General features: G+C 71.4%; 12 protein-coding genes and 1 pseudogene. 5 read left to right on the forward strand and 8 right to left on the reverse strand.

Annotated elements, in window-relative coordinates:
- The first annotated feature begins 289 nt into the window (after nucleotides 1-289).
- Nucleotides 290-565 carry a hypothetical protein gene (locus ACLBWX_RS02025; protein WP_447675439.1) on the forward strand — a complete coding sequence of 92 codons (276 nt, stop codon included), beginning with the start codon at nucleotides 290-292 and terminating at the stop codon, nucleotides 563-565.
- Nucleotides 566-619: 54 nt separating this feature from the next.
- Nucleotides 620-1,387 carry a hypothetical protein gene (locus tag ACLBWX_RS02030; protein WP_447675440.1) on the forward strand — a complete coding sequence of 256 codons (768 nt, stop codon included), beginning with the start codon at nucleotides 620-622 and terminating at the stop codon, nucleotides 1,385-1,387.
- Nucleotides 1,388-1,445: 58 nt separating this feature from the next.
- Here the strand turns inward: ACLBWX_RS02030 and ACLBWX_RS02035 are convergent, their stop codons facing one another.
- A complete protein-coding gene (locus tag ACLBWX_RS02035; RefSeq protein WP_447675441.1) occupies nucleotides 1,446-2,351 on the reverse strand; it encodes a ketopantoate reductase family protein in 906 nt (301 codons plus the stop codon).
- 397 nt (nucleotides 2,352-2,748) lie between these two features.
- On the opposite strand from ACLBWX_RS02035, the pseudogene ACLBWX_RS02040 reads away from it, so the two are divergent.
- Nucleotides 2,749-3,162 (forward strand): annotated as a pseudogene (locus ACLBWX_RS02040) (hypothetical protein).
- A 74-nt stretch (nucleotides 3,163-3,236) separates the two neighbouring features.
- Here the strand turns inward: ACLBWX_RS02040 and ACLBWX_RS02045 are convergent.
- Nucleotides 3,237-3,611, reverse strand: a complete 375-nt coding sequence (locus ACLBWX_RS02045) for a hypothetical protein (RefSeq protein WP_447675442.1) — start codon at nucleotides 3,609-3,611, stop codon at nucleotides 3,237-3,239.
- Nucleotides 3,612-3,731: 120 nt separating this feature from the next.
- Nucleotides 3,732-4,157 carry a DUF1236 domain-containing protein gene (locus tag ACLBWX_RS02050; protein ID WP_447675443.1) on the reverse strand — a complete coding sequence of 142 codons (426 nt, stop codon included), beginning with the start codon at nucleotides 4,155-4,157 and terminating at the stop codon, nucleotides 3,732-3,734.
- Nucleotides 4,158-4,412: 255 nt separating this feature from the next.
- On the opposite strand from ACLBWX_RS02050, the gene ACLBWX_RS02055 reads away from it, so the two are divergent.
- Entirely contained in the window at nucleotides 4,413-5,033 is a 621-nt protein-coding gene (locus ACLBWX_RS02055) for a pyridoxamine 5'-phosphate oxidase family protein (RefSeq protein WP_447675444.1), read from the forward strand.
- Nucleotides 5,034-5,237: 204 nt separating this feature from the next.
- The gene (locus ACLBWX_RS02060; RefSeq protein WP_447675445.1) at nucleotides 5,238-7,916 is read left to right on the forward strand and encodes an MGH1-like glycoside hydrolase domain-containing protein; all 2,679 of its coding nucleotides are present in this window, start codon (nucleotides 5,238-5,240) and stop codon (nucleotides 7,914-7,916) included.
- Here the strand turns inward: ACLBWX_RS02060 and ACLBWX_RS02065 are convergent.
- From ACLBWX_RS02065 to ACLBWX_RS02085, 5 genes are all read right to left on the reverse strand, one after another.
- Nucleotides 7,913-8,695 (reverse strand): ABC transporter ATP-binding protein, encoded by a 783-nt coding sequence (locus ACLBWX_RS02065; protein ID WP_447675446.1) that lies wholly within the window; start codon nucleotides 8,693-8,695, stop codon nucleotides 7,913-7,915. The genes ACLBWX_RS02060 and ACLBWX_RS02065 overlap by 4 nt on opposite strands.
- Nucleotides 8,689-9,759, reverse strand: coding sequence for an ABC transporter permease (locus ACLBWX_RS02070; protein WP_447675447.1), 1,071 nt, complete (start codon nucleotides 9,757-9,759; stop codon nucleotides 8,689-8,691). Before ACLBWX_RS02070 ends, ACLBWX_RS02065 begins: the two co-directional genes overlap by 7 nt.
- Nucleotides 9,760-9,770: 11 nt before the next feature.
- A complete protein-coding gene (locus tag ACLBWX_RS02075) occupies nucleotides 9,771-10,844 on the reverse strand; it encodes an ABC transporter substrate-binding protein (RefSeq protein WP_447675448.1) in 1,074 nt (357 codons plus the stop codon).
- 84 nt (nucleotides 10,845-10,928) lie between these two features.
- Complete coding sequence (locus tag ACLBWX_RS02080; protein WP_447675449.1) at nucleotides 10,929-11,198, reverse strand: hypothetical protein; 270 nt, start codon at nucleotides 11,196-11,198, stop codon at nucleotides 10,929-10,931.
- Nucleotides 11,199-11,435: 237 nt separating this feature from the next.
- Nucleotides 11,436-12,821: an FAD/NAD(P)-binding protein gene (locus tag ACLBWX_RS02085; RefSeq protein WP_447675450.1), complete on the reverse strand. Its 1,386-nt coding sequence runs from the start codon at nucleotides 12,819-12,821 to the stop codon at nucleotides 11,436-11,438.
- Nucleotides 12,822-12,913 lie beyond the last annotated feature (92 nt).

A 12,913-nucleotide genomic window follows, 5' to 3' on the forward strand; every position in this document is an offset into this window, starting at 1 on the left:
TGGCGCTTCCATGAAGAATTTGGCCCATAGCGCTTCCCTCGCAACATGGTGCTCGACCGTATCACCACACCGCGGGATCAAACAGCTAGGCGAGATTCGCGCCCGGTGTCGGGTTCCCGCTAGGCGGCCGACACCATGAGGTTGTTGTCTCGGTTGCTTCTGTCCTGGCGATCGTCGCGGGTCTTCGGTATTCCGACCCGTGTCGGGGTGCGATGGGCTTTCGGAGATCGGCTCCCTGGACCGGGCGGTTCGGTTTCGTGGTCGTCGCCTCTCAGTTCATGGACGTCGAATGAAAGCAATCTACACGGCGCGCGGCGATGGCCTCGGCACCCGGATGCTCTCGGCGCTGTATGCCCGCATCCTGGCGCAACATCTCCGCCTACCCGTGAAGGTGATCTGGTCGCCGCTGGGCGGCGCGAGCCTCTATACCGTTTACGAGCTGATGCACCCTCGTTTTCTGCACGAGATCTTTGCCGATCGGTCGATGTTCACAGGCCCCGATCCCGGTCTTCGCGGAGCAATCCTCACGGGTGAAGAGGCCACGCAAGTCAGGCTTCGAAGCTAGTATCATTCCATGAACGAGCTCTCCGGGCTGAGCCGCGATGAGCTACGCAGTGCCTTGGATGAGTCCGAAGACCTGCTCTACGATTTCCCTGGGCCACTGCTCGGCTTCATGGCTACGGAGATCGACATGGGCAGCGCTCTCGCCGCTGCATGGTCGACGGTGAACTGGAGCGTGCCCGTCCGCGACGCCATCGCAAACGTCGGCAGGCGCATCGACCTCCCGACCTGCACCGCGGTTCATGTCCGGCGGGGCGACATTCTAGATGTCGTCAATCGCGGCGACTTGGAGCATCTCGTCAACGACGGGATGACGCAGATCCTGCAGCGCTACACCCCCCTGAGTGCGTTCTTCCGACAGATCGACACGTCGATGCAGGGAGGCGACATCCTGGTCTGCACGGAGGACGAGGAGGTGGTACGTCGATTCAGTGATCGGTATGGACGGGCGCGCGTCGCCTCGAGCGTCGGGCTCGATCTGACTGAGAATCAGCGGGCGGCCACCGTTCTGCTGCTGCTCTCGAAGGCTCGGCAGATCTTCGCGCCGGCCGTCACCTACTTCTCGCATTGCGCCGCCGCCGTCAGCGGAGCCAGCCTCACGAACACGGCCTGGGAGCTTGGGGCCAGCATCGACGAGATCCTGGCCTTCGTCGATCGCGGCGACGCCACGCGGGTGCGGCAGATCTCCGCCATCGCCTATGCCGCCGCGAGCCGCCTGGTCGCCGCGCAGGACCCGAGCCTCGCGGGACGCTTCCGGGTCCAGGCTCTGAGCTTCGACGAGGGACTGTCCCGCCGCGTGCTGGGCGAGCACTACCCGGCGGCTTGAGCCGGTCCGCCCTGCCCTCGTCCGCGCCGGCGACCGGTCCGATGGGTTCGGGTGCGGCTCACGGTCCTCCGGGCGCGCCCCGCGCCTCGGCCGCCTGAACCAGCGCGGTCAGCGCCTGATTGACCGGCGTGGCGAGGCCGGCCGCGTGGCCTCTTCGCAGGATGAACCCGTTGAGATAGGCGATCTCGCTGGGCCTGCCCCGTGCCAGATCCTGGGCGGTGGAGGAGATCTGGTCCGGCATGGTCGCCGCGAGGGCGAGGACCTGGGCCAGGATGTCCGGCGCGACCGCGATGCCCGAGGCTTGTGCGACGGCGACGCATTCGGCCACGAGATCGGACATCACGGCATCGATGCCGGGTACGGCGAGCAGGCGGCCGTAGGGAAGTTGCGTGATCGCCGAGAGGGCGTTGTAGGCGCATTTGACGATCAGCTTGCCCCAGAGGGCGTCGAGCGCGCGATCGGAGACCTCCGTCGGGATGCCGGCGGCGGCGAACAGGGCGGCCACCGCCTCGCTGCGTGGGAACGGCCCCATCACCACGTCGCCGCGGCCATAATGCCGGACGTGGCCGGGTCCCAGCATCCCGGTGGCGACGTAGACGGCCACCGGGACCACCGGCCGGCCCAGCACCGCCTGCAGCCGCTCCGGGTTGTCGACCCCGTTCTGGAAGCTCAGAACCGTCGCGTCCGGCGCCAGGAACGGGGCGATCGCCCGCCCGACCGTCTCGGTGTCGCCGGACTTGACGCAGAACAGGACCAGATCGGCGCCGGCCACCCCCGCTGCCTCGGTGGTGGCTCGCAGGGACACGGTTTGCCGACCGGTCGCGGTCTCCAGGAGAAGGCCGCGCGCTTGGATCGCGTCCACATGGACCGCCCGTCCAATAAGGGTGACGGTCGCCCCGGCGCGCGCCAGCAGCCCGCCGTAATAGCACCCGACCGACCCCGCCCCCATCACGGCGACCTTCATTCCGTCGTCTCCCTGCATCCGATCCGGCCGCGAAGGCTTAAGGGAGAGCGACGCCCGCAGCCAGTTCCCCCCTGCCCCGTCTCACGCGTGCCGGCGCCAGGGGGGCGTGGCGGCGCGACGCTCGGCCATGGTGGCGATGCGGATGCTGCCGGCTGGCGTCGACGATCTCCAGCGGCGTGCCGCTCCGGCCGGAGACCGGTCGATCCTGGGTTCGGGATGTTCGCGCGACGTCTTCGTTCCGCGGCGGCGCGGCGGCTGGTCCCGCGGCAAATCGAATGCGCTGAACGATCCCGCCGGGTCGGATGGTGCCCGGACCCCTCTGGTGCCGGGCGCTAAACACGGACCCATCCCGGTGCCCTGCCGCAGGGAGTGGGCTGATCAGGACGGCGGGTCGAAGATGGGGCGGAGCGACGAGGCGGCGTTCGGCATCCGGTTCGTCGCCGGAATGCGCAGCTTGACAGCCTGCGCCGCCCTGAGTTGGGCCGCTGCGGCGGAGCGGCCATTCCGTCAAGGGCGGACCCTGGCAAATGCCGCAGCGCTGGCCGGGATGGCCGGGGACAAGATGCCTTTGCCCCCGGCCACCGGATTCCGCCCTTCTTCGCGGCTCGGCTCGCGATCGACGCCGTGGGCGGGGGGCGCTCTCCGGCCGGAAGGCGGCGCCGTGGCCAGTACCCTCCTTGGCCGCGCCGCCCGCGGACCGGACGCGCGTAGGCCGGACGGCCTCATGCGCGGGATCGCCGAGGATGCGGTCGCGGTCGGTCTCGCCGTGCTGATCGTCCGCACGGCCGAGCGCCAGCCCCGCGAGACCTGAACCCAGTGCCGGATCCGTGTTCGGCAGAGGTTCCAGCATCCTGTCCGCCGGAGCGAGGCCGGCGGCGCGGCGGGTCAGTCGTAAGGATCGTAGGCCGGTCCGTAGCCGTAGCCGACCGGGCGCGGGCCGAAGCGGCGGGGGCCGTAGACGCCCTCGCGCTCCACCACCACGTCGCGGACCACGGGCCGAGGCCGATAGACCACCGGCGGCTCCTCGATCACCTCGCGCACGATGCGGCGCGGCGCCGGCCGCTCCACGACGACCTCCCGGACGATCTCGCGGGGCGGGAGGAGGACGTGCCGTTCCACCACCGTGCGGCGGGTCACCACCGTCTCGGGCGCATCGTCGGCGTCATAGCCATAATCGGCGGCCCGGGCGGCCGCGGAGCCCAGGAGCGCTCCGGAGAGGAGTCCGGCGGCGGTGAGCCCAGCCAGTGCGATCTGTCTCATGCTCTCGCATCCTTGTCGTCATCGAACAGGGCCGCGCGGGGGGGGCGGCCATGCCCGATAACGCGAAGGGGCGGCGTTTGGCCGACTCCCGGCTCGAACCTGGCTTCGAATCCGGCGCGATCAGTCGATGACCTCGACCACGCGGCGGGTTCCCGGCTCGACCAGCACCGGATGGTCGTTGACGATGGTGTAGTTGTAGCCCTTGAGCGCGAATTCCGCGGGGACGTCGTAGTAGACCACCCCGTCCTCCGGCAGCACCGCGCCGACCCGGACGGTGCCCGGATAGGCGTAGGATGGGCGCCGCTCGGCGCTGGCATAGATCCGGAAGCGCTCGCGCCGGTCGATACCGAGAATGCCGTTGGCCGTGCCGACGGCGGCGCCGATCGCGCCGCCCACCACCGCCCCGAGAGGCCCGGCCGCTATCTCGCCACGGGCGGCGCCCTCCTGCGCGCCCTGGACGAGACCCTGCGCCTGGGCCGTGGAGAGACTGGCCGAGAAACCGGCCACGACGAGAGCCGAGGCGGCGGCGAGAATCTTGAGGGTCATGGGAACGGCTCTCCGGTCGAAGGTTCGCGCAGGTCGGTTTTGGTTCAGGCAGTGTTTGGGTGCAGGCAGGGATTGCGCATGCCTGCGAGCGGGCAACGCGGGGCACCGCCTCCGGTGCCGGCGCCGAGGCCGACAAAGGCGGCCCGTGGCGCGGCGGACACAGGGGCGTCACGGGCTTCCGTCATGGCTGAATCCAAACGGGTTCGGCAGCGGCGTCCGCATCTGCCGAGCACCCGATCGACAGGGAGAAGGACCATGGCGGCCGTCGCGACGATCGAAGAGCTGGAGCGCCTCTACGGAGCCTTCGGCGCCGTCGGCGAGGCCTCGACGGCCAAGGTCGCCGATCACATCACCCCCGATTACCGGCGCTTCATCGCAGTCGCCCCCTTCGTCGCCCTGGCGACCGTCGGCCCGGAGGGGCTGGACTGCTCGCCGCGCGGCGATGTCCCGGGGTTCGTCCGCGTCGCCGACCCCCGCACCCTCGTCCTGCCGGACCGGCGCGGCAACAACCGGATCGACAGCCTACGCAACGTGGTGCGCGATCCGCGGGTCGGCCTGATGTTCCTCATCCCCGGCATCGGCAATGCGCTGCGCGTCAACGGCTGGGCCGTGATCGAGGACGATCCGGCCCTGCTCGAATCGTTCGCGGTCGACGGCAAGGCGCCGCGCACCGCGATGGTGATCTCGGTGGGCGAGGTCTATTTCCAATGCGCCCGCGCGCTGATCCGCTCGGGCCTGTGGCGCCCGGACAGCCAGGTCGATCCCAGATCCCTGCCGAGCCCCGGCCGGATTCTCGCCGGGCTCAGCGACGGGCGCCTCGGCGGCGAGGCCTACGACGCGGCCTGGGCCGAGCGGGCGCGGCAGACGCTGTGGTGACGGCCGCGGCGTGATCCGCGCGGCGCGAGAATGCGAATTCGCGCCGCGCCTGGTCGGCTTGGCGCTGATGATGCATCACAGGCGTCTCCCAGCCCGAAGTTGCCCGGACCCGATGATCGCCCTCCTCTCACGTTCCCCCGCCGATCCGGTCGACCGCCCTGCCCTGCCCGCGACCGGGACGGCGCGCGGGGCGGGGCGACCGGCATGAGCGAGCTCGACGGCTGGGCCGAGCGCCGCCGCATCGCCGAGCAGGGGCGCGGCGAGCGGCCCTGGTCCCTCTGGGGGCCGTATCTCAGCGAGCGCCAATGGGGCACGGTGCGGGAGGATTACAGCCGGGACGGCAATGCCTGGCGCTCGCTGCCGCACGACGAGGCGCGCTCGCGGGCCTATCGCTGGGGGGAGGACGGGCTCGCCGGCCTCTGCGACGAGCGCGGGCAGATGTGCCTCGCCCTCGCCCTGTGGAACGGGCGCGACCACATCCTCAAGGAGCGCCTGTTCGGCCTCGCCAACGAGGAGGGCAACCACGGCGAGGACGTGAAGGAGGTCTACCACTACCTCGACGCGACCCCGAGCCACGCCTACCTCAAGTTCCTCTACCGCTATCCTCAGGGGGCCTACCCCTACGACGAGCTCGTGCGCGAGGGCCTGCGGCGCGGCCGCGACCAGCCGGAATACGAGATCGAGGAGACCGGGCTCTTCGCCGAGAACCGCTTCTTCGACGTCACCGTGGAATACGCCAAGGAGGATGTCGACGACATCCACGTGGTCATCACGGCGGTGAACCGCGGCCCCGACACGGCGGACCTGCACATCGTCCCGCAGCTCTGGTTCCGCAACACCTGGTCCTGGTCCGAGGAGGCTGCGCATCGCCGGCCCGCCCTCACCCTGCGCGCCGACGGCGGCATCGCCTGCGACCATCCCCGCCTCGGGCTCTACCGCCTCAGCTTCGACGGCTATCCCGACCCGCTGTTCTGCGAGAACGACACCAACCTGCGCCTGCACGGCTGGGAGCCCGAGGCCCCCGGCCCGTTCAAGGACGGCCTGCACGCCGCGATCGTGGACGGCGACGACGGCGCCGTGCGGCGCGACGGCGGGACCAAGCTCGGCCTGCACTACTTCCGCCAGCTGGAGCCGGGCGAGACCACCCGGGTCTCCCTGCGTCTCGCAGCCGGTCCGCGCCTGCGCCCTGTGGATCGCGAGGGCACCATCGTCCATCGCCGCATCGCGGAGGCCGACGCCTTCTACGAGTCGCTGCAGGACGGCATCGGGGATGCCGATTCCCGCGCCATCTACCGGCAGGCCGCCGCCGGCCTGATCTGGTCCAAGCAGCTCTATGCCTACGACGTGCGCCAGTGGCTCAAGGGCGACCCGCTCCAGCCGGTGCCGCCCAAGGAGCGCGACGGCGGCCGCAACGTGCATTGGCGCCACTTCGCGGCGGCCGACGTGCTCTCGATGCCGGACAAGTGGGAATATCCCTGGTTCGCTGCCTGGGACCTCGCCTTCCACTGCCTGCCGCTGGCACTGCTCGACCCGGACTTCGCCAAGAAGCAGCTCCTGCTCCTCACCCGCGAATGGTACATGCACCCGAACGGCCAGCTCCCGGCCTACGAATGGGAATTCGGCGACGCCAACCCGCCGGTGCATGCCTGGGCGACCTACCGGGTCTTCGAGATCGACCGCGACCGGCGCGGCGGGCGCGGCGACCTCGCCTTCCTGGAGGGCGTGTTCCACAAGCTCCTCATCAACTTCACCTGGTGGGTGAACCGCAAGGACGCGGACGGCCGCAACGTCTTCCAGGGCGGCTTCCTCGGCCTCGACAATGTCGGGGTGTTCGACCGCTCGCGCCCGCCGCCGGGCTTCGGCCGCATCCACCAGGCCGACGGCACCGCCTGGATGGCGATGTACGCCCTCAACATGATGCGCATCGCCCTGGAGCTGGCGCTCCACAACGACGTCTACGAGAGCACCGCCTCGAAGTTCTTCGAGCACTTCCTCCTCATCGCCGAGGCGATGACCGACATGGGCGGCGAGGGCTTCGGCCTCTGGGACGAGGAGGACGAGTTCTACTACGACGAGGTCGACATTCCCGGCGGCGGCATGCTGCCCCTGCGGGTCCGCTCGGTGGTCGGCCTGGTGCCGCTCTTCGCCGTCGAGGTGATCGAGCCCTGGGTGCTCCAGCGCCTGCCAGATTTCGCCCGGCGCCTGAACTGGATCCTGGAGAACCGCCCCCACCTCGCCCGCCTGGTCTCGCGCTGGGACGAGGGCGGCGTGCAGGACCGCAAGCTGCTGTCGCTGCTGCGCGGCCACCGGATGAAGGCGCTGCTGCGCCGGATGCTCGACGAGGCCGAGTTTCTCTCGGCCCACGGCATCCGCTCCCTCTCGAAGGCGCACCGGGACCAGCCCTATGCGCTGAACGAGTTCGGGGCCTCCTTCACCGTGCGCTACGACCCGGCCGATTCCACCTCGAACATGTTCGGCGGCAACTCGAACTGGCGCGGACCGGTCTGGATGCCGATGAACTACCTCATCATCGAGGCCCTGCGCCGCTTCCACACCTATTACGGCGACGACTTCCTGGTGGAATATCCCACCGGCTCCGGCGAGCACCTGACGCTGTCCGCCATCGCGGACGCCCTGGAGGACCGGCTGATTGCCCTCTTCGCCAAGGACGCGGAAGGCCGCCGGCCGATCTTCGGCGACCGCCCGCCGATCCCGCCGGCGCCCGGCGCCGAGGAGGCGTTGCTCTTCCACGAGTTCTTCGACGGCGACACCGGCCGCGGCCTCGGCGCCTCGCACCAGACGGGCTGGACGGCGCTGATCCTGAACCTGCTGCACACCCGTGCCCGCAGGCCCGCCCCGCCTGAGCCCGGCGACCCGTCCTAGGCGTCGTGCCCGAGGATCGCCAGGATCTCCCGGCGTCGGCGGATCAGGTCCGGGTCGTCCCGGTGGCGCGGATAGGGGGCGTCGTTGGCGATGTCGGCGCGGATGCGCGCCGGGCGGTCGCTGAGGACGATGACCCGCTCGGCGAGCACCAGCGCCTCCTCCACGTCGTGGGTGACGAGGATGGCGGTCAGGCCCGTCTCCTGCCAGAGCCGGACGAGTTCGCCCTGCAGGGTCAGGCGGGTCAGGGCGTCGAGCTTGCCCAGGGGCTCGTCGAGGAGGAGCAGGCGCGGATCGTTGACGAGCGCCCGGGCCAGCGCGGTGCGCTGGGCCATCCCGCCGGAGAGCTGGTGCGGATAGGCTTCGGCGAAGCCCGAGAGGCCGACGCGGTCCAGCGCGGCGTCGACCCGGTGGCGGTTGTGGCGCAGGAGGCCGCGCGCCTCGAGGCCGAGCGACACGTTCCCGCGCACCGTCCGCCAGGGATAGAGCGTCGGGTCCTGGAACACGAGGAGCCGGCTCGGATCGGGGCCGGCGATGGCCGCGCCGTCGAGGTCGAGGCGCCCGGCATCGGGCGGTTCGAGGCCGGCCGCGAGGCGCAGCAGGGTCGACTTCCCGCAGCCCGAGGGTCCCAGCAGCGCGACGAACGCGCCGGGTTCGATCGTGAGGTCGATCCGGTCGAGGACGGGCAGCGGCGCGCCCTTGATCCGGAAGGCGTGGGAGACGGTGCGGATGTCGAGCGCCGCGCCGCGGGGCGTGGCGGGCGCGAGTGGGGCGGCTACCATTGGACGAGGCCTTTCTGCCAGGACAGCACCCGGTCGCGCAGGCGGAACAGCAGGGTGATCAGGCTGGAGCACATCAGCGCCATGGCGATGAGCGCGGCGTACATGTTGGCGTAGGCCGCCCAGCCCTGCGCCCATTGCAGGTACCAGCCGAGGCCGGACTTCACGCCGAGCATCTCGGCCACCACCAGCACGGCGAAGGAGGCGCCGAGCCCCATGAACAGCCCGACGAAGACGTGCGGCAGGGCCGCCGGGATCGCCACCTTGCGGATGAGGAAGCTCTGCGAGGCCCCGAGGGTGCGGGCGACGTCGTAGTAGGATCTGTTGGCCGCCGCGATCCCCGACCAGGTCAGCACCGTGACGGGAAAGCCCGTGGCGAGCGCCACCAGGAAGGTCGAGGCCGACCAGGACGAGGAAAACACGAAGAAGGCCAGGGGCAGCCAGGCGGTGGCCGGCAGAGGGCCGACGAAGCGCAGGACGGGATGCACCCAGTAGCCGGCCTTGCGCGACCATCCCACGGCGACGCCGAGGCCGAAGCCCGCCAGCGCCCCGAGCACGTAGCCCCCCGCCAGGAGCTTCAGGGAAGCCAGGATGCTCCCGCCGAGCTTCGGCCAATCCTCAAGGAAGACTTCGAGGATGGCCTGGGGCGGCGGGAAGAACGGCATCGGCAGGAGGGCGTATTTCGCGGTGACGAGTTCCCAGGCGATCAAGCCGAGGCCGAGCACGAGGAGCCAGGGCCCCCAATGCCCGAGGCGTGCGCCGGGGCGCCCGAGCCGGGTCCGGGCGAGACCGGCCAGGAGCAGGACGCCGCCGAAGGCCGCGGCGCCCTGGGCGAAGACCGCCGTGTAGGGGAAATCCCCGTCCTCGGGCAGCCCGACGCTGACCGCCGCGACGCTCAGCCAGGCGGCTCCCGCGGCGACCAGGCTCCAGCCGATCGCGCCGGTGCGGCGCAGGCCCGCGGCCGCATCGCCGATGCGCGGCCGGGGCGGATTCGTCGCGGCGGCCCGGCCGGCGGCCGGCCCGGCGCGGTCGCGTCGCGGCAGGGCGTTCGAGAGGGCGCTCGTCATGGTCGCGCCCCTCAGCTCAGCACGTCGGCATAGACGCGATCGGCGAACTTCGCCGTGTCCGTGCTGCGGCGCAGGACGTTCACGCGCTTCAGCTCGTCGCCGTAGAGGGCGATCTCCTGCTTCAGCGTGGCGCCCACCGGGGCATGGCCGTGGGTGTGGCTGCGCAGCATCGCCGCCAGGTCGTCCACGGAGCCCTTGCCGCCGTAGTTCGAGAAGACGCGGGCGGCCTCCTCCGGATCGCCGTGGACCCGATGGCCGCCGGCCAGCACCGCGCGGGTGAGCGCAGTGGCGACGGCCCGGTCGTTGCGGATCAGGCTGCCGCGCAGGGCGACGACGCAGCAGGAGCGGTTGGCGTAGATCCCGGTCAGGTTGGTCGCGACCTCCGTCAGGCGGGAATCCTTGAGCCAGATCCAGGTGCGCGGGTCGGAATCGGCCAGCGCCTGGGCCTCGCCCTTCTCCACCGCGAGGTTGAGGAGATCGGAGGGGTAGGGCCGCCACTCGACCTCGCGCTCCGGGTCGATCCCGGCATCGGCCAGCAGCAGCGCGAAGAAGTTCTTGGCCGGGCTCGCGTGATCGCTGATCGCGATGGTCTTGCCCTTCAGGGAGGCGATGTCGCTGATGCCGGCGGATTTGGCGCCGAGCAGGCGCAGGCAGCCGCCATGCAGGCCGGCGGTGATCTTCACGTCGAAGCCCTGCTCCAGGGGCTTGAGCCAGCGCAGGGCCATGCCGATGCCGGCATCGGCCTTCCCCGTGGCGATGGCCTCCAGCAGCGCCTCGGTCGAGCCGCCGAAATTGATGAATTCCACGTCGAGGCCGTGCGCGGCGAAGATCCCGCTCTCCTTGGCGACCGGCGCGGAGGCCGTGCAGATCGCGTTGGCGTTCCAGGCCAGCTTGACCGGCCGCAGCGGCCCGGTCGCGGCGCCGGTCTCGGCCGCGGCCCGGCAGAGCGGCCCCGCATCGAAGGGCAGGCCGGGGCCGGGTCCCCAGGCGCGCCCCGCGCCGGAGGCGAGGCCCAAGGGAAGGGCCGCCGCGACCGAAGCGCCGGCGCGCAGGAGGCGGCGCCGGGACAGGAGGGCATACGTCATCGTCGTCTCCGAGGCTCGCGGGAGCCCGATCCGTCAGGTTGGTCGGCAGGTCGGTCGGTCAGGTCGGTCCGGGGGTGGGAGGCGTCAGCCGATGGGCTGGCTCAGGTAGGCCACCATCATCTCGGCGACGGCCCGCTCGGCGTAGTCCGATTCGCTCTCGCGCCAGGCGACCGGAAAGGCCTCGACGACCCGGCGCCCGGCCAGGAGCTCGGAGAGTTCGTCCGGCAGGAGCCCGTTCTCGATCGCCGCGGCGACGGCGGCCCGGCCGTAGCTGCGCCGGGCTTCGCGCGATCCGAGCAGGAGCGCGGGGCTTACCGGCCCGGCCGGCTCAAAGGTTGTGGTGTGAAAGCTCATGGTGATCGTCCCTGCCGAGATGTCTGTCTCTCCCCGTCGCGTCGGCGTCTTTGCAGCGGCAACAGAGGGCGGGGCGGCGGGACTGGTGAATCGGCTGGGTCATCGGATCGTCTCTGGTCGGCGGCGTGTTTGGAGCGCCGATCGTCTTGAGAATAGCCGCGCGAAACGGGAATGTGCTTCCAAAGATCTGCCGGAACGGAGAGCCGCATCGCGCCGTCGGGCGATTCGACGAAAGGCTCAGGCGGCCAGGCGTTCGCCGAGGCGCTCGGCCACCGCCCGGGCGAGGGGGCGGGCCGCATCGCGGATGTCCGGCACGGCGATGCATTCCCAGACCACGCCGCGCAGCATCGGCCCGAAGGCCCAGACCGGGGCGTCGACCGGCTGGCCGGCGACCTTGCCGTCGGGGCCGGCCGCGATCCCGAGGCCGAACGGACCGGGCCGGACGAGGCCGCGGGCCAGCAGGTTGCGGATCAGTGGGTCGTCGGTCTCGGCGAGCCGGCTGAAGCCGGTGGCGTCGAGGATGCCCTGGACCTCGATCCGCTCGCGGCCGTCGGTGCCGCGCGGGCGGATCGTCACCAGCGCCCGGTCCGGCGCGTCGTCGACGGCGAGGATGCGCGCCGCCCGGACGACGAGGCTTCCGCGCCGGATCTCGGCCGCGATGGCCTCCGCCGCCGGGGGCGCCGTGCGGTGGCGGTGCACGTCCCAGTAGGGGCGGACGTGGCGCAGGATCCGGGCCTGCTCGGCCGGCGGCAGCCCGGCCCAGAGAGAGTCGGTGATCGGGCGCAGGGCGTCGATGACCCCGCGCCAGTCGGCGCCGGCCTCCCGGGCCGCCGCGACCTCGCGCCGGACGGCGGCGAAGAGCTGTCGCGCCGAGGCGCGGATCTCGGGGGTAAGGTCGGCGCGCCGGCCCACCGGGACGGCGGCGTGGGGCTTCGGCAGCAGCCCCCGGCGGGACACCGCCACGACCCGGCCGGCGAAGCCCTCGCGACGCAGGGCCGCCACCGAATCCATCATGGTCAGGCCGGTGCCGGCCACCAGCACGTCGCGCCCCGGATCCAGGGCGCCGAACGCCTCCGGGCGCCACGGATCGAGCCGGTGCCGGCTCGGTGCGATCGCGGGCCCGGGCAGGTTGCCCATGGCCAGGACCAGGCCGGCGACCCGCCGGGGCGGAACGCCCTCCCCGTGCAGGACGAAGCCCTCCGGCACCGGCTCCACGTCGACGATCGCGGTCCTGTCCGCGACGAGCCGGTCGCCGGCCGCGTCCGCCAGCCGCGCCCAGCGCTCGGAGAGATAGCGGCCGTACAGGCCCCGCGACGCGAAGGTGCCGGCCTCGGTCTCGCGCAGGCCTCTCCGCTCGGTGGGATCGAGTTCGGCCCGCATGAGCCAGTCCGAGAAGGCCCCGGGATGCTCGGGGTCGGCGCTCATCTGCGTCGCCCGCAGGTTGAGGAGATGGTCCGGGTTGAGGGTCGAATAGGCCAGCCCGAGCCCGAAGGCATGGCCCCGCTCGCAGAGCACCACGGCGCGGTCGGGCGGCAGGGTGCGCAGCAGCTGCTCCGCCGCCATCATGCCGCTGAAGCCGCCGCCGATGACCGCGACGGGCAGCGTCCGGGAGGTCGAAATCATGGTCATGGCTCCCGCAGCGTCGCGTCCCTGCCCGGCTCATACGAACGTTCTTTTTAGAGAACAAGCGGCGAAATCGGCACGGGGCTGCGCAA

It is taken from the genome of Methylobacterium sp. M6A4_1b (assembly GCF_053345175.1).